We start from the raw sequence: 16,488 nt of genomic DNA, 5'->3' as shown, positions 1-16,488 counted from the left end.
GAGGACTACCCGATCCCCTACCTGCTTGCGCAGGTGGGCGGCTTACGCGTACTGGAGGCGGACCGTGGCTCCCCCCGCGTCGTCGCGGATGTCCACGTACGCGCAGACCTGCCGCGCGTACCACAGCCCCGGGCCGGGCTCCGGCCCGGCGGGCGGTGGCGGGACGAAGCCGGCGAGCGGGTCGCCGACAGGGCGGGCCGAGCGCAGCTCGCAGACGCAGGCGGGTGCCTCGCCCCACAGCAGGGCGGTGCCGTCGAGGGGCGCCAGGGCCGCCGCCGTCTCCGCGACGGCCGTGGCGAACAACTCGGCGTCGGCGGTGGGCAGTCCCCGGGTCTGCGCCCAGGCCTGCACGGCCGCGGCGTGCGGCTCCAGGAGGGGCTGCGCCCCGGCCGGGGGCAGCGGCAGCGGTACGGCGTCGAGTTCGGCCGCGAGCCGCACCGGGTCCTCGTACACGTCCGTGTCGGGGTGGGCGCGGCGGGCCGCCGCGACGACGGCGGGGCCGGCGGTGCGGGTGTCGTACGCGCACAGCGCGGTCGTGGCCATGGGCGCGAAGAGGAGGTTGGCGAGGGCCTCGTAGCGGATCCACTCGGTGGTCTCGCGGGCCGAGCGGCCGGCCCGGCCGCTCCAGACGGGCTCCATGAGGAGGTGGATCCTGCCCCCGGGACCGGCGTGTGCGGTGAGGTAGGAGGCCGCCCGGGCGACGGCGTTGGCGGCCGAGCCGGTGTACCAGTCGGTGTGCGGGATGCAGGTGACGTCCTTGGCGTCCGCGCCGAGGGCGTCGCGCAGGAGGTCCAGGTTGCGGGGGTCGGCGATGGCCACGGGGGGTGGTTCGCCGGGGGCGGCGAGGCCTTCGCCGAGGAAGGGCAGGGCGGCGGCCACGAAGTCGTCGTCGGTGCCGAAGACGGCCATGCGGTGGCCGAACGCGGGGGGTGTCGGGGGCTGTCGGGTGGTCATGGGTTCCCCTCGGGGTTCGCGGTGCGGACGGGCCGGCGCTGGGCGGTCACCCAGGCGGCGATCTGGCTGCGGTTGCTGAAGCCGAGCTTGCTGAGGATGCGTTCCACATGGCCTTCGGCGGTGCGGCGGGCGATCACCAGGCGGTCGGCGATCTGCTGGTTGGCGAGCCCTTCGGCGACGAGCCGGGCGACCTCGGTCTCACGGGGGGTGAGACGGACCGGGGTGTCGTCGTGCGGGGCCCTGGACTCGCGGGGGTGCGGGCGGGCCGGTTCCTGGAGCGCCTGGCCGACGAGGTCGGCTAGACCGAGGCCGGCGCCGCGCCGGTGGGCCCGTTCGAACGCGTCCCGTCCCAGGGCCAGGCAGGCCCGCTCCTCGCTGTCCCGGCGGGCGGCGTTGAGGGTGCGCGCGCCCCAGCGGGCGGCGTCGATGTCGGCCCAGACCCGGTCGGCGCCGCCCAGCAGCACGGCCGCGTGCCGGTGGGCGCCGCGTTCGGTGGCGATCGACGCGAGCAGGTCGAGGGTGAGGGCGATGCCGATGACGTCGTGGACGGCGAGCTTGAGGCGCAGGGCCTCGCGGGCGTGCCGCTCGGCCCGGGCCCAGTCGCGGCGCACGGTGTGCGCGAGGGCGAGGATGCGCAGCACGTACGACCGTACCCACAGCTCGCCGTGCCGCTCGCACAGTCCGAGAGCCCGCTCGCACACCTCGACGGCCCGGTCGGCCTCGCCCAGGAAACCCAGCGCGCAGGCGAGTTCGACCTGGTCGAGTCCTACGACGCTGAGGTGCTGGCCGGGCACGGGGCCGCGGGCGACGGTGGTCTCGAAGTGCCGCAGCGCGCCGGGCAGGTCGTCGCCGAACAGCCTGAGGACGCCGATGACGTACTCGGCGTGGGCGGCCTCGGCGGCGTCGCCCAGGAGCCGGGCGAGGGCGAGGGCGTCCCTGGCGTGCCGGCGGCCGCGGGGGAAGTCCTGGGTGGCGGCGGCGAGCAGCCCGGCGACCCAGAGGCCGCGGGCCCGTTCCGGGGTCGGCTCGGGGTTGGCGGCCAGGGCCCGGTCGAGCCAGTACAGGCCCTCGCGCGGTGCGCCGCAGGCGTGCCAGTAGAACCAGAGGGTGCCGGCGAGCCGCAGCCCGGCGCGCGCCTCGCCCGGGGTGGAGAGGCTGAAGTCGAGGGCGGCGCGCAGGTTGTCCCGGTCGGCGCGCAGCCGGGCGACGGTCTCCGGCTGCCCGGGCCCGAACCAGCCGCGCTCGCACGCCTCGACCGACCGCAGCGTCCAGTCCCGCTGCCGCCGCCGGGCGGCGCCCTCCTCACCGACGCTCCGCCGCAACTGCTCCAGCCCGTACTGCCGCAGCGTGTCGAGCATCCGGTACCGCACCCCGCCGGGTCCCGGCTCCCGGCACAGCACGGACTTGTCCACGAGCCCGGCGACGGCGTCGAGCACCTCGTCGGCACGGAGACCCCCGGGACGGGGGGTCCAGTCGGCTTCGCTGCCCGCGCTCGGAGAGGGCAGCGTCAGGCCGCCGCCGGGGCTCGGGACGATCAGGCATTCGGGGCGCATCACGGGCAACGGCACGGGCCGGCCTGCCGGAGCCGGCATGGGCGGCAGGCCGCTCCCCGGACCGCCGTCGAGCTGGGGCAGCGTCACGGTCCCCGCGAACACCTGTACGGGCAGGGCACGTTCACCTGTGCCGTCGGCGAACCGGGCGCCGCCCGGCGGCGGCACATCGGGTCGTGCCCCACGTGCCCCGCCCGGCAGGAGCGCCTCCGCCGGTGCCGCGCCCGTCCTCCACCCGGTGTCCGGCTCCCCGGTGCTGTCCGCGCACACCGCCTCCGCCGTCTCCAGGTCGAAGCTGCCCGCCAGGACCGACAGCCGGGCCCACACCAGCTGCTCGGGGCCGGTGCACAGGTCATGGCTCCAGGCGACCGCCGCGCGCAGGGTCTGGTGGCGGGGCAAGGCGGCGGGGCTGCCGGTGGTGAGGAAGCGGTAGCGGTCGTCGAGGCGGTCCAGCAGCTGGTCGACGTCGAGGACGCGCATGCGGACGGCGGCGAGTTCGATGGCGAGGGGGAGGCCGTCCAGGCGGCGGCACAGCCGGGCCACGGAGGCGCGGTTGTCCGGGGTGAGGCGGAAGCCGGGGACGACCGCGGCGGCCCGGTCGGCGAAGAGCGTGAGGGCCGGATAGCCCTCGGCGGCGGAGAGGTCGCCGTCCGGGTCGGGCACCGGCAGGGGCCGCACCTCCAGCAGGTGCTCCTCCGTGAGGCCGAGCCGGTGCCGGCTGGTGGCGAGGACGCGGACGCCCTCGGTGCCGTGCAGCAGGGCCGCGGCGAGCTGCGCACACGCCGCCGCCAGATGCTCGCAGTTGTCGACGACGAGCAGCAGCCGCCGGTCCCGCACCTGCTCGACGAGGGCGTCCAGCGGCGGCTGGGCGGAGTGGTCGTGCAGCCCCAGCGCGTCGGCGGCGGCGAGCGGCACGAGCGCCGGGTCGTGCAGTCCGGAGAGGTGCACGAAGCGCACGCCGTCCGGGAAGGCCCGCTGCACCCGGGCCGCGATGCGCGCGGCGAGCCGGGTCTTGCCGACGCCGCCCGGCCCGGTCAGCGTCACCAGCCGTGCGCGGGCCAACAGCTCGCGGCCCTGGGTCAGTTCGCCACGCCGGTCGACGAAGCTGGTCGTCTCGACCGGCAGCCGGTGGTCCCGTCGTGGCGCTGATCCGCCCATGATCAGCCAGTCCTCTGGGGGTGTGGTCCGAGGATCCGGACACTCCTTGCGCGGACCCCTCACTCTCCCCCGCTGCGTACATATATGCACGCTCGGGTCACACCCGTGGGTGTACTTCGACCAGGACAGCTCGACCGCCGCGCCGCCCGCGTACCATGCGCGACCGCTTTCGGTCTTGACCTGCTCATGCCATTGGCAGAACGATGTGCGCCACCCGCACCAGTACGTCGCACGGAACAACCCCACCTCCCACAAGGAGACTTCATGCGACTCCGCATACGAGGCTCCGGTGCCCGCACCGGCAGACGCACCGCCGCACTCGCCGCACTCCTCGCACTCGCCCTCGCGGCGCCCCTGACCGCGACCACCTCGGACGCCACCGCCGACAGCGCCCGCAAGGCGGCGCCGTCGGCCGACGACGTCCGGCAGTACGAGATCCACCTGCACGCGACGGCCGAGGACCGCACGGCACTTCAGCGCACCGGCGTGACCGTGGACGAGGCCCACGGCCACGGTGTCGTCGTCTCCGGACGCGCGGACCAGATCAGGAAGCTGCGCGCGCTGGGCTACGAGGTCACCCCGCTCGGCGCGGTGCCCGACCGGTCCGCCGGCGAGGACGACGTCCGGGTCTTCGACTTCCCGTCCGCCGACTCGCGCTACCACAACTACGCGGAGATGACGAGCGAGATCAACTCGATCGTCTCGGCCAACCCGTCGATCGCGAGCCGGCGCGTGATCGGCAAGTCGTACCAGGGCCGGGACATCGTCGCCGTCAAGATCAGCGACAACGTCGGCAGCGACGAGGCCGAGCCGGAGGTGCTGTTCACCCACCACCAGCACGCCCGCGAGCACCTCACCGTCGAGATGGCGCTCTACCTGCTGCGCGAGCTGACCTCCGACTACGGCTCCGACTCGCGCGTCACCGGCATGGTGAACAACCGTGAGATCTGGATCGTCCCGGACATCAACCCGGACGGCGGCGAGTACGACATCGCGACCGGGTCGTACCGCTCGTGGCGCAAGAACCGCCAGCCCAACAGCGGCAGTTCGTACGTCGGTACCGACCTCAACCGCAACTGGAACTACCGCTGGGGCTGCTGCGGCGGCTCCTCGGGCTCACCCTCCTCCGACACCTACCGCGGCACGGCGGCCGAGTCCGCGCCCGAGGTGAAGGTCGTCGCCGACTTCGTGCGCAGCCGGGTCGTCGGCGGCGTGCAGCAGATCAAGGCCGGCGTCGACTTCCACACGTACAGCGAGCTGGTGCTGTGGCCGTTCGGCTACACGTACTCCGACACGACCACCGGCATGACCGCGGACGACAACGCGGCGTTCAAGGCGGTCGGGCAGAAGATGGCCGCGAGCAACGGGTACACGGCGGAGCAGTCCAGCGACCTGTACATCACGGACGGGTCGATCGACGACTACCTCTGGGGCGCCCACAAGATCTTCGGGTACACCTTCGAGATGTATCCGAGGTCCGGCGGTGGCGGGTTCTACCCGCCCGACGAGGTGATCGAGCGGGAGACCTCCCGTAACCGCGACGCGGTCTTGCAACTCCTGGAGAACGCGGACTGCATGTACCGGGCCATCGGGAAGGAAGCCCAGTACTGCCGGTAGTCGCCCGGCCGGCTACTCGGCGTCTTCCTCGAAGTAGGCGTCCAGTACCGCGTCCAACTGCTCGTCCCACTCCGTGAAACGGCTCCTGGCCGGCGCCTCGATCTCGATCGGGTACCAGCGCCGGTCAGGGGTGTGGACGGTGACGGTGTAGCGCTTGCCGAAGCGGGCGGTCTCCGTCTCCACCGCCCCGATCTCGTCCCAGCGGAACTCGCATTCCTGGTCGTCCAGGGACAGGCGTACGCCTCGGTGGTCGGCGACTATTCTCGCGCGGCGGTCGGACGCCTCGAAGACGGGGCCGTCGACATCGGCGTCCTCCTCCGGCTCGGAGGGCGAGGCCGTCTCCTCCGGCTCGGGGGCGGACTCCTCGGCCTCGGCGGCCTCGGGCTCCTTCTCCGGCCCGTCGTCCTCCGTCCTTGCCGACGCGGGTGACGTGAGCCCGGGGATGAAGGCCGGGTCGAATCCGGCGCCCTCCAGGGGCTGGCTGCTCGAACCTATGCGCTGCTCCACAGCGGAGCAGTATGGTCGACAAACCTGTGCCGCACACAGCCAGCCCCGACTTCGTTATAAGACGCCTACACGAAACAGGACGCCTACACGAACAGGCTCAGTACCGCCGCCACCGCGAACCCCGCCACCGACAGCACACTCTCCAGCACGGTCCACGACTTGAGCGTGTCCCGTTCGCTGATGCCGAAGTACTTGGCGACCATCCAGAAGCCGCCGTCGTTGACGTGCGAGGCGAAGATGGAGCCGGCGGAGATGGCCATGATGACCAGGGCGACGAAGGCCTGGGAGTGGTCTCCCTCGGAGAGGAGGGGCGCCACGATGCCCGCCGTCGTCACGATCGCCACCGTCGCCGAGCCCTGGGCGACGCGCAGGACCACGGAGATCAGGTAGGAGAGGACGAGCACCGGCAGGCCCACGTCGTTGAACGTGTCGGAGAGGGCCTGGGCGACACCGCTGGCCTTGAGGACGGCCCCGAAGATGCCGCCCGCGCCGACCACGAGCAGGATGTTGCCGACCGGCTTCAGGGATGCCGTGGACACCGTCTCCAGCGACTTGCGGGACCAGCCGCGCCGGATGCCCAGCAGGTAGTACGCGAGGAACAGGGCGAGGGTGAGCGCCACGAACGGGTTGCCGAAGAACTCGATCACCGAGCGGAGGGTGGAGGGGTCCAGGGCGATCGAGGAGAACGTCGCGGCGAGGATGAGGACCAGCGGGGTGCCGATGATGCCCAGGACCGTGCCGAGGGGGACCGGCTGCTCGCGCGGCTCCGCCCCGGCGGCGCGCTGCTCGTCGACGACGGCCTGCTTGGCCTCCTCCGCCGCCTCGACCATGTCCTGCGGCACGGCGACGAAGATGCGGCGGCCGATCCACGCCGAGTACGCCCACGCGGCCACCACGGCCGGCAGACCGCAGACGATGCCCATGAGGATGACCCAGCCGAGGTCGACGTGGAGGAGGCCGGCCGCGGCGACCGGGCCCGGGTGCGGGGGCAGGAAGGCGTGGGTGACGGAGAGGCCCGCGAGCAGGGGCAGACAGTAGAGCAGGATCGACTTGCCCGAGCGTTTGGCGGCGGCGTAGACGATCGGCGCCAGGACGAAGATGCCGACGTCGAAGAAGACCGGGATGCCGAAGATCAGGCCGGTGAGACCCATGGCGAGCGGGGCTCGCTTCTCGCCGAAGAGGCCGAGGAGCCGGCCGGCCAGCACCTCCGCGCCGCCGGAGACCTCGAGGATCGCGCCGAGCATGGTGCCCAGGCCGATGATGATCGCGACATGGCCGAGGATGCCGCCCATGCCGGACTCGATGGTGGAGACGGCGTCCGACTTCTGGACCGTGCCGAAGAGTTCGGTGACCGACAGGCCGGCCGCGAGGCCGACGGCTATGGAGACCGCGAGCAGGGCGACGAACGGCTGGAGTCTCATCCTGATGATGAGGAACAGCAGCAGCCCGATGCCGAGCGCGGCGGTGAGCAGGAGTCCGGCCGTACCGTCGACCAGGAGGAGCAGGCCTCCGGTGTGGGGTGGGGTCTCGGCTGGGGCGGACGCGGCGAGCGGATGGGACATTCGGGGGTCCTCTACGTAAATGCATGCAGCTTCTGGGTAGGGGGGAGCGCGACGCGGCGCATCGCGGGCGCCGCGTCTCACGGACGTGCGGGAGTGGGGGTGGGTCAGCCGAGGACGGCCAGCGCGTCGATCTCGACGAGGAGACCCGCGGGCAGGCCGACGTAGACCGTCGTGCGCGCGGCGGGCGGCCCGGTCAGGCCCTGCTCCTCGAAGTACGCGTTGTAGATCTCGTTGAACTCGGCGAAGTGGTCCACGTCGGTGAGGTAGACGCGGATCATCATCGCGTCGTCCCAGCCGGCGCCGCCCTCTTCGAGGACGGCCTTGACGTTGGCGAGGGTCTGGAGGGTCTGCTCGCGCAGGGTCGGCCCGGCGGGCGTGGGCGGCTTGCCCTCCTCGGCGGGCAGGAAGCCGACCTGGCCGGCGACCTGGAGGATGTTGCCCTTCTTCACGCCGTGCGAGAACTTCGCCGGCGGCGTGGTGTGGGTCTTGGGGGTGAGTGCGGTCTTGTCCGTCATTCGGTGCCCTTCACTGGTGTTCTGCCGGAGTACTCCCCGCTGATGGCGTCCGCCGTACGGCGCACCAGCGGCAGGAGGGTGAGGAGTTCGTCGGCGGTGACGACGACGTTCGGCGCGGAGACCGACATCGCGGCGACGACCCGGCCGTCGGCGCCGCGGATCGGCGCGGCGACACAGTTGATGGACTCCTCGTGGCCGCCGAGGTCGGTGGCCCAGCCCTGTTCGCGCACCTTTTCCAGCTCGCGCAGGAACGCGCCGGCGTTCGGTGTCGAACGGGACGTGTACGTCGGGTAGTCGAGCTTCTCCGCCACGGCCCGCCGCTCGTGCTCGGGCAGGTCGGCCAGCAGCAGCTTGGCGACCGCGGCGACGGTGATGGCGACGGGCTTGCCGATGCGGGAGTACATCCGCACCGGGTAGCGGCTCTCGACCTTGTCGATGTAGAGGACCTCGTTCTCCTCGTACACGGCGAGGTGCACGGTGTGCCCGCAGCTCTCGTTGAGGCGGACCAGGTGGGGATGGGCGATCTCGCGGACGTCGAGGTTCTCCATCGCCTCCTGGGCGAGGGCGAAGAGGCGGGCGCCGAGGCGGTAGCGCTGGTCGGACTGGCGGTAGACGAGGCCGTGCTCGTGGAGGGTGCGCAGCAGGCGCAGGGCCGTGGACTTGTGCACGCCGAGGCGGTCGGCGACCTGCCCCAGGTCGGCGGGGCCCTCGGCGAGCAGCGGCAGGATGCTGAGCGCGCGGTCGACGGTCTGGCTCATGGCGTACGTACCTCCTCGGGGGCCCGCTGTGTGTCATCGGTCCAGCCCGGGCCGAGTCGCAGTCTCCCCCATGCGGCGTCGTCCAGGGCGGCGAGGCGGTCGGCGTGCTGTCGCGCGGGCGGCGCGGCGAGGTCGCCGGGGGCGGTGAGCGCGGCGGCGGCCAGCAGATGCCCGTGCCGCAGCCGGTCGCGGACGGGCAGTCCGCGCAGGGTGGCGGAGAGGAATCCGGCGGCGAAGGCGTCCCCGGCGCCGACGGCGGCGACGACGTCAACCCGCGGGGCGGGCACGAAGGTGACGTCCCGCTTCTCGAAGACGGTGGCTCCAACGGCGCCCTGCTTCACGACCAGCACCTCGGGTTCGGGAAGGGCGGCGCGGACGGCCTCGGCGCCGCGCAGTCCCCAGGCCTCGTCCTGCCCGACGAACACGAGATCCGCGCCCCGCGCGAGGTCCCGCAGCACCTTCGGGGCGTCGGTGTCGCCCCACAGTCCGGGCCGGTGGTTGACGTCGAAGGAGACCAGGGGGCGGCCGGGCCGGCGCGCGGTCAGCTCGCGCATCAGGTCCAGGCAGGTCCCGGACAGCGCGGCCGTGATCCCGGACAGGTGCAGCACGCGGCCGGCACGGACCGCGTCCAGGTCCACGTTGCCGGCCGACATGGCCGAGGCCGCTGACCCGGCCCGGTAGTACGCCACCTCGTGGGCGTCGGTGGCCCGGTCCCCGGCGGTGCGGAAGTAGATGCCGGTGGGGCGGGCGGGGTCGCGCCGGACGTAAGCCACGTCGACCCCGTACCCGCCGACCGCCTCGACCAGGTGGTCGCCGAACGGGTCGTCCCCCACCCGGCTGACCCACCGCACGGAGTGTCCGGCGGCGGCCAGCACGCACGCCGTGTTGGACTCCGCGCCGCCGATGCCCCGGTCGAAGGAGGGGACGTCGGCGAGCCGTCCCGGCTGTGACGGCAGGAACGTGACCATGGACTCGCCGAGCGCGACGACGTCCACGACGTCGGGGGCGTTGCAGGGTCCGGTGGGGGTCACGATGCTCGTAGCTCCTCGTCGGGTCGGCCGGTGGCGGTTTCATTGACCGGCGGTGGCCGAGATGTTAGACAGCGTTCAGCGACATACGCAATGAAGGTTGCAGCTACTGCAACAGTGCTGATCAGGAGGCTCCATGACAGCCGACAGCCCCGCCGAGTCCCTCGCCCGGCTCGCCGCCGAGCGCGTCGACCACCGCTTCAAGGGCCTCCCGCCGGACGCCGACGGGCTGACCGTCGGTGAGCTGGCCGCCCAGCGCCGGAACCTCTTCACCGGCGGCTTCGCCACGCCCGTGCTCGCGCTGTCCGCCGAGCGCCTGGAGCACAACCTGAGGCTCATGGAGACCTACGCGGACCGGCACGGCCTGGCCTTCGCGCCGCACGGCAAGACCTCCATGGCGCCGCAGCTGTTCCAGCGGCAGATCGAGCACGGGGCGTGGGGCATCACGCTGGCGGTGCCGCACCAGGTGCGGGTAGCGCGCGCGTTCGGGACCCGGCGCGTGTTCCTGGCGAACGAGCTGGTCGACCCGGCGGCCCTGCGCTGGGTCTCCGCCGAGCTCGACGCCGACCCGGAGTTCCGCTTCGTGGCTTACGTCGACTCGGTGCGCGGGGTGGAACTGATGGACGCCGCGCTGGGCGGTGCCCGGCGCCCGCTGGACGTCGTCGTGGAACTCGCCGCCGGGGAGGGGGCCCGTACCGGCGTGCGGACGGAGGCCGAGTGCGCGGCGGTCGCGGACGCGGTGGCGGGCACCCGGTCCCTGCGCCTGGTCGGCGTCGCGGGCTACGAGGGCGAGGTGCCGAAGGCCGACCCGGAGCGGGTGACGGCGTGGCTGCGGCGGCTGGTCGCACTGGCCGCCGGCTTCGACAAGGCCGGACGGTTCTCCGGTGTGGACGAGATCGTCGTCAGCGCGGGCGGCAGCGCCTGGTTCGACGCGGTCGCCGACGTCTTCGCGGAGATCCCCGAACTCTCCCGGCCGGTCCTGAAGCTGCTGCGCTCGGGCGCCTACGTCTCGCACGACGACGGCCACTACCGCAAGCTGACCCCGTTCAACCGGGTGCCCGAGGAGGGCGCCCTGGAGCCGGCGTTCCGGCTGTGGACGCAGGTGGTGTCACGGCCCACCGCCGAGCAGGCCTTCGTCAACGCGGGCAAGCGGGACGCGGCCTACGACCTCGACCTGCCCTTCGCCCAGGTGATCCGCCGGGACGGCGCCGAGCGCCCGGCCACCGGCGTGTCGGTGACAGCCCTGTCCGACCAGCACGCCTGGCTGAGCACCACGCCGGAGGCGGATCTGGAGGTGGGCGACTGGGTCGGTCTGGGGCTGTCCCATCCGTGCACGTCGTTCGACAAGTGGCCGCTGATCCCGGTCGCCGAGGCGGACGGCACGGTCGTCGACTACGTCCGTACGTTCTTCTAGGAGGCCGGCGCGATGGAAGAGCTCGTCATCCGGGACACGGACGTCGTGGACGGCTCCGGCGGACCGTCCTACCGGGCCGATGTCGTGGTCGACGGCGGCCGGATCACGTCCATCGTCAAGGAGGCCGCCGCGGCCGGCTGCCAGCGGCCGACGGCGCGCCGGGAGCTGGACGCCGAGGGACTCGTCCTCTCCCCCGGCTTCGTCGACATGCACGCCCACAGCGACCTGGCCCTGCTGCGCGACCCCGACCACAGCGCCAAGGCCGCGCAGGGCGTCACGCTGGAGGTCATCGGCCAGGACGGGCTGTCGTACGCGCCGGTCGACGACCGGACGCTCGGCGAGGTGCGCCGGGCGATCGCCGGGTGGAACGGCTCCGGTGACGACATCGACTTCGACTGGCGGACGGTGGGCGAGTACCTCGACCGCCTCGACCGGGGCATCGCCGTGAACGCGGCCTACCTCGTCCCCCAGGGCACGGTCCGCGCGCTCGCCGTCGGCTGGGAGGACCGGGAGGCCACCCCGCAGGAGCTGGACCGGATGCGGCAGCTGGTCGCCGAGGGCATGGAGCAGGGCGCCGTCGGCATGTCGTCGGGGCTGACGTACACGCCCGGCATGTACGCGCAGGACGCCGAACTGACCGAGCTGTGCCGGGTGGTGGCGTCGTACGGGGGCTATTACTGCCCGCACCACCGCTCCTACGGCGCGGGCGCCCTTCAGGCGTACGAGGAGATGGTCGCGCTGACCCGGGAGGCGGGCTGCTCCCTGCATCTCGCCCACGCCACCATGAACTTCGGCGTGAACAAGGGCCGGGCGCCCGAGCTGCTGGCCCTGCTGGACGAGGCGCTGACGGCCGGGGCGGACATCAGCCTCGACACCTACCCCTACACACCGGGCTGTACGACGCTGGCGGCCATGCTGCCGAGCTGGGCGAGCGAGGGCGGCCCCGAGCGGGTCGTCGAGCGGCTGGCGGACGAGGAGACGGCCGAGCGGATCCGCCACGACCTGGAGATCACCGGCTCGGACGGCTGCCACGGTGTGCCCATCGAGTGGGACACGATCGAGATCTCGGGCGTGGGCGATCCGGCGCTGGCCGAGTTCGTCGGCCGGACGGTCCAGGAGTCGGCGGACGTGCGGGGCGAGGCCCCCTGGGTGACCGCGCGCGGGCTGCTGCTGGCCGACCGGCTGGCGCCGACGATCCTCCAGCACGTCGGCCACGAGGAGAACGTCCGGGCGATCATGCGCCACCGGGTGCACACGGGCGGTTCGGACGGCATCCTCCAGGGCGCCAAGCCGCATCCGCGCGCGTACGGCACGTTCCCGCACTATCTCGGGCACTACGTGCGGGAGTTGGGGGTGCTGTCGCTGGAGGAGTGCGTCGCGCACCTCACCTCGCGCCCGGCGGCCCGGCTCCGGCTGCCGGACCGGGGCCTGGTGCGCGAGGGGTACGTCGCCGACCTGGTGCTCTTCGATCCGGCGACGGTCGCGGCGGGGTCGAGCTTCGCCGAGCCGCGCGTGCTCCCGAAGGGCATCCCGCACGTGCTGGTCGGCGGGCGGTTCGTGATCGAGGACGGGCGCCGCACGGACGCCCTGGCGGGCCGGGCGGTCCGCAGGACTCCCGCGTGACCGCCCGACCCGGGGACCTTCGCCTTACGGCTTGGGCAGGGTGCAGCCGCTCGCGCTCAGGTCGAGCTTGTTGTCGATGCCGAAGCAGGCCGGGATCTGGTAGGTCTGCTGGGCGTAGTTGATGCCCTTGCGGACCGTCACGTTGCCGCTCGCGTCGACCTCACAGGGGTTGTTCACCGTGCAGCGCTCGCCGTCCTCGTTGCCGGTGTTGTTGATGGCGACGACCTTGCCGGTGGCCTGGTCGACGACGGGCGAGCCGGACGTGCCGCCGATGGTGTTGCAGGCGGAGGTGTAACGGACCGAGTCCTTCCAGGTCCAGTCGCCTTCCTTGAGGGTGTGCGCGAAACCGTCGATGTCGCAGCTGTAGATCCGCTTCCAGTAGCCGGAGGGGATGCTGATGGCGGTGCCGGCGACGGGGTGCGAGTCGTTCAGCGTCAACGGGTTGATGCCGTACGAGCTCCTGATCTGCGCGTAGCTGGTGGTGAGCTGGTAGAACGCGACGTCCGTGTCGGTCATCGTGCCGTACGCGAGCTTGGCGGCGCGCAGGGTCGCGACGCGCGAGCCGGAGGCGTTGAGCAGGCTGAAGGTGCGGCTGGAGGCCTTGTCGACCTGGACCTCGCCGGGACCGGGGAAGCCGGACTCCAGGCAGTGGCCGTTGGTCATCACCAGCGCCGGGTCGTCGGCCTCGGAGTCCGGCATGCGGACGACGGAGCCGGAGCAGTTGCTGAGCGCGACCGTGCCGGCGAAGTTCACGCCCTTGGGCGCCGGGTTGGTGAGCCCGGACACGGTCTCCGCTGCGGACGTGACCACGTCCGAGACGGCGGACGTGACCGCGCCCGTGTCCGCGACCTTGCCGACGCCCGTGGGGGCGGCCTCGGCAGCGGTCGCGGGAGCCGCGCCGGCCCCGGCTATCGCCAGGGCGCAGAACGCGGCTGCGAGAGGTTTTCTCATGGGGGGTCCCCTCTTGCGACGGAGGCGGCCGGAAATCTTCCGGCCGCCCGCACTGTTGTCATGCGCATTGTGATCGTCGCGAGGGGGATGGGGCAAGGAGTCGTTCCGCGCTCGGGACCTGCCCGTCCGGCCCGACCCTACGCAACAGCCCTGGCAGGCTGATTACTTGGGGCCTTTGGTGCCGCCGGGACCGTGTCCGGGCTTTCCGTCGGTTCGGCCGGGGGGCGTGGCGGTGACGGCGGGAGCGGAGGTCGTCGGGGTGCCGGCCGTGGGCGTGCCGGCCGAGGGACTCCGGGTGTCCGGCGCCGACTTCGACGGGGCGGGGCTCGCCGCCGTGGACGGGCCCACGGACGCCGGCCCGGACGGCTCGCCACCGTTCACCGGCCGGCCGACGAGGGGGGCCCCGGGGGTCGGTGTCCGGTCGGGACCGGTCGAGGGCACCGTCGGCGACTCCCCCGCGGTGGGACCCGTGCGGCCGCCGCCACCCTCACGCGTCCCACCGGAGGGCGCGTCGGAGAAGCCGAGACCGGCTATCAGCGCGGCCGCCGAGACGGCACCCACGGCTCCGGCGGCCACTGCCACACGGCGGGCACGCCACGGCCCCCGTCCACGCCGGGAGTGGCGGCCCGCACCGGACCGGCCATGCCCCGGCACCGGCACCGGCACCGGCACCGGCACCGGCGGCAGCTCACGCGTGTCGCCCATGTCTCGCGTGTCGCCGGTGCCGCGCGCGGCGTCCTGGCCGTCCATGGGGTCGTACGCGTCCTGCCATCCGTGCGCCGCCGCCGGATCGGCGTAGGCGTCGTAGGCCGGAGGCGGGTCCGCCTGTGGCAGGTACACGTTCGGCGGCCCCTGGGGGGCGCCGCTCGTCGCTCCGTCGGCGTACTCGGATGGCCTGGACATGGCGGCGAATTCTAGGCACCGATGGTGCTGGTGGGACAGCGCGCGTGCGATATCCACCCAAAGCGACGCGTCTCACGTGGCGGAAAACACGACCCGTGGCGCATTACCGCGCCGTAAGCTCCCAGACATGCAGGTGATCCAGTCGACCAAGCTCGCCAACGTCTGTTACGAGATCCGGGGTCCGGTGCTCGAGGAGGCGATGCGGCTGGAAGCGGCCGGTCACCGCATCCTCAAGCTGAACACCGGCAACCCGGCGGCGTTCGGCTTCGAGTGTCCGCCCGAGATCCTGGAGGACATCCTCCGGAACGTGTCCTCGGCACATGGGTACGGAGACGCCAAGGGGCTGCTGGCCGCCCGCCGCGCGGTCGTGATGCACAACCAGACACTCGGCATCGAGACGGACGTGGAGCACGTCTTCATCGGCAACGGCGTCTCCGAGCTCATCGTGATGGCGATGCAGGGCCTGCTGGACGACGGGGACGAGGTGCTCGTACCCGCCCCGGACTATCCGCTGTGGACCGCCGCCGTCTCGCTGTCCGGCGGCACCGCCGTGCACTACCGGTGCGACGAGCAGTCCGACTGGATGCCGGACCTGGCCGACGTCGAGCGCAAGGTCACCGACCGCACCAAGGCACTCGTGATCATCAACCCCAACAACCCGACCGGGGCCGTCTACGACGAGGCGATGATCAAGGGGCTCACCGACATCGCCCGCCGTCACAACCTGCTGATCTGCTCGGACGAGATCTACGACAAGATCCTCTACGACGACGCCACGCACACCCCGACCGCCGCCGTCGCCCCCGACCTGCTGACCCTCACCTTCAACGGCATGTCGAAGGCGTACCGCGTGGCCGGCTACCGGGTCGGCTGGATGTCGATCTCCGGGCCCCGCGCGCACGCCGACTCCTACATCGAGGGCCTGACGATCCTGGCGAACATGCGGCTGTGCGCGAACATGCCGGGACAGCACGGCGTCGTCGCGGCGCTCAGCGGACGCCAGACGATCAACGACCTGGTACTGCCGGGCGGCCGGCTGCACGAGCAGCGGGACGTCGCCTACGAGCTGCTGACCCAGATCCCGGGCGTGACCTGCGTGAAGCCGAAGGGGGCGCTGTATCTCTTCCCGCGCCTCGATCCCAAGGTCTTCAAGATCAAGGACGATCGGCGGATGGTCCTGGACCTGCTCCGGCGCGAGAAGATCATGGTCGTCCAGGGCACCGGGTTCAACTGGCCGGAGCCGGACCACTTCCGGGTGGTGACCCTGCCGACGGTCGGCGACCTGCGGGACGCGGTGGGCCGGATCGGGCACTTCCTGGACGGCTACAGCCAGGCCTGACCGGTCACCTCGCTCACCGTACGTGTGCAGCCCGTCCGGGTTTGTGAACAACTCAACTTTAGACGAAATCTAAGCTAGGATGGCTTCCTGTAAGCACACAGGAGGGCCCTCCCATGTACGAACCGATCCGCACCAAGTCGGTCCACAGCACGGTGGACGGCCCCGCCCCCGACTTTCCCCACCGTTCCCGCGAGGAAGAGCTGGACATCCAGCTCGCGGGCCATCTCGCCGCCCTGCTCGCCGTCACGGACGAGCTGCGAGCGGCGGGGAGCTCGGCCGACCTGGACACCGCGGCGGAGCGGCTCTCGGAGCAGGTGGGCCGGCTGCGGGGAGGGCGCACTCCGGTCCGCGCGCCGATGAGCGGCACCCGGCGCGAACGCAGCGCGACAGCCCTGCACCGGCGGGCGCACGCTCTGGCGGGCCGCGCGCTGGTCGTCGCCGCCTCCCGCGCCGACACGGCGGCCGCCATCCTGTCCGCCGAGCGGATGGACGCGCACGCCGCGGCTCTGGAGCCGCGCAAGCTCGCGTCCCGCTGAGCCCTCACTGGGGCTCCCCCGACGGCCCCGGTCCGCGCGCTCCCGCAGCGACGCGCGGACCGGGTGCCACAGC

Annotated in this window: 14 protein-coding genes; 5 read left to right on the top strand and 9 right to left on the bottom strand. The window is 72.6% G+C overall.

Features of this window, described 5'->3' with window-relative positions:
- Positions 1–42 precede the first annotated feature (42 nt).
- Entirely contained in the window at positions 43–954 is a 912-nt protein-coding gene (locus ACH4G3_RS25640) for an anti-sigma factor RsbA family regulatory protein (protein ID WP_397626687.1), read from the bottom strand.
- Complete coding sequence (locus ACH4G3_RS25635) at positions 951–3,662, bottom strand: ATP-binding protein (RefSeq protein ID WP_397626686.1); 2,712 nt, start codon at positions 3,660–3,662, stop codon at positions 951–953. Before ACH4G3_RS25635 ends, ACH4G3_RS25640 begins: the two co-directional genes overlap by 4 nt.
- Positions 3,663–3,926: 264 nt before the next feature.
- Here ACH4G3_RS25635 and ACH4G3_RS25630 point away from each other — a divergent pair, with 264 nt between their 5' ends.
- Positions 3,927–5,279 carry a M14 family metallopeptidase gene (locus ACH4G3_RS25630; RefSeq protein WP_397626685.1) on the top strand — a complete coding sequence of 451 codons (1,353 nt, stop codon included), beginning with the start codon at positions 3,927–3,929 and terminating at the stop codon, positions 5,277–5,279.
- A 12-nt stretch (positions 5,280–5,291) separates the two neighbouring features.
- Here ACH4G3_RS25630 and ACH4G3_RS25625 read toward each other — a convergent pair whose 3' ends face one another.
- The 5 genes from ACH4G3_RS25625 to ACH4G3_RS25605 form a co-directional block, all read right to left on the bottom strand.
- On the bottom strand, positions 5,292–5,786 hold the full coding sequence (locus ACH4G3_RS25625; protein WP_397626684.1) for a hypothetical protein: 495 nt from the start codon (positions 5,784–5,786) through the stop codon (positions 5,292–5,294).
- Between the two features lie 83 nt (positions 5,787–5,869).
- Positions 5,870–7,348, bottom strand: coding sequence for a GntP family permease (locus tag ACH4G3_RS25620; protein WP_397626683.1), 1,479 nt, complete (start codon positions 7,346–7,348; stop codon positions 5,870–5,872).
- Positions 7,349–7,452: 104 nt separating this feature from the next.
- Positions 7,453–7,863, bottom strand: coding sequence for a RidA family protein (locus ACH4G3_RS25615; protein WP_397626682.1), 411 nt, complete (start codon positions 7,861–7,863; stop codon positions 7,453–7,455).
- Positions 7,860–8,621 (bottom strand): IclR family transcriptional regulator, encoded by a 762-nt coding sequence (locus ACH4G3_RS25610; protein WP_020272057.1) that lies wholly within the window; start codon positions 8,619–8,621, stop codon positions 7,860–7,862. Before ACH4G3_RS25610 ends, ACH4G3_RS25615 begins: the two co-directional genes overlap by 4 nt.
- Positions 8,618–9,652: a sugar kinase gene (locus ACH4G3_RS25605; protein WP_397626681.1), complete on the bottom strand. Its 1,035-nt coding sequence runs from the start codon at positions 9,650–9,652 to the stop codon at positions 8,618–8,620. The genes ACH4G3_RS25610 and ACH4G3_RS25605 overlap by 4 nt, the downstream gene beginning before the upstream one ends.
- Before the next feature lie 133 nt (positions 9,653–9,785).
- Between ACH4G3_RS25605 and ACH4G3_RS25600 the strand changes: the two genes are divergently transcribed.
- Together ACH4G3_RS25600 and ACH4G3_RS25595 are read left to right on the top strand one after the other, a co-directional pair.
- The gene (locus ACH4G3_RS25600; RefSeq protein ID WP_397626680.1) at positions 9,786–11,063 is read left to right on the top strand and encodes an amino acid deaminase; all 1,278 of its coding nucleotides are present in this window, start codon (positions 9,786–9,788) and stop codon (positions 11,061–11,063) included.
- Positions 11,064–11,075: 12 nt separating this feature from the next.
- Positions 11,076–12,686, top strand: a complete 1,611-nt coding sequence (locus ACH4G3_RS25595) for an N-acyl-D-amino-acid deacylase family protein (protein ID WP_397626679.1) — start codon at positions 11,076–11,078, stop codon at positions 12,684–12,686.
- A gap of 24 nt (positions 12,687–12,710) precedes the next feature.
- Here the strand turns inward: ACH4G3_RS25595 and ACH4G3_RS25590 are convergent, their stop codons facing one another.
- Positions 12,711–13,637, bottom strand: a complete 927-nt coding sequence (locus ACH4G3_RS25590; protein ID WP_397626678.1) for a S1 family peptidase — start codon at positions 13,635–13,637, stop codon at positions 12,711–12,713.
- Positions 13,638–13,799: 162 nt separating this feature from the next.
- Positions 13,800–14,540, bottom strand: coding sequence for a hypothetical protein (locus ACH4G3_RS25585; RefSeq protein WP_397626677.1), 741 nt, complete (start codon positions 14,538–14,540; stop codon positions 13,800–13,802).
- A gap of 127 nt (positions 14,541–14,667) precedes the next feature.
- On the opposite strand from ACH4G3_RS25585, the gene ACH4G3_RS25580 reads away from it, so the two are divergent.
- Together ACH4G3_RS25580 and ACH4G3_RS25575 are read left to right on the top strand one after the other, a co-directional pair.
- A complete protein-coding gene (locus ACH4G3_RS25580; protein WP_397626676.1) occupies positions 14,668–15,879 on the top strand; it encodes a pyridoxal phosphate-dependent aminotransferase in 1,212 nt (403 codons plus the stop codon).
- 113 nt (positions 15,880–15,992) lie between these two features.
- Positions 15,993–16,415 carry an SCO4983 family protein gene (locus ACH4G3_RS25575; RefSeq protein ID WP_397626675.1) on the top strand — a complete coding sequence of 141 codons (423 nt, stop codon included), beginning with the start codon at positions 15,993–15,995 and terminating at the stop codon, positions 16,413–16,415.
- Positions 16,416–16,488: the final 73 nt, after the last annotated feature.

It is taken from the genome of Streptomyces afghaniensis (genome assembly GCF_044327915.1).
GTDB lineage: Bacteria > Actinomycetota > Actinomycetes > Streptomycetales > Streptomycetaceae > Streptomyces > Streptomyces afghaniensis.
Note: the sequence above shows the minus strand (reverse complement) of the source record. Positions and strands in the feature narration are given on the sequence as shown.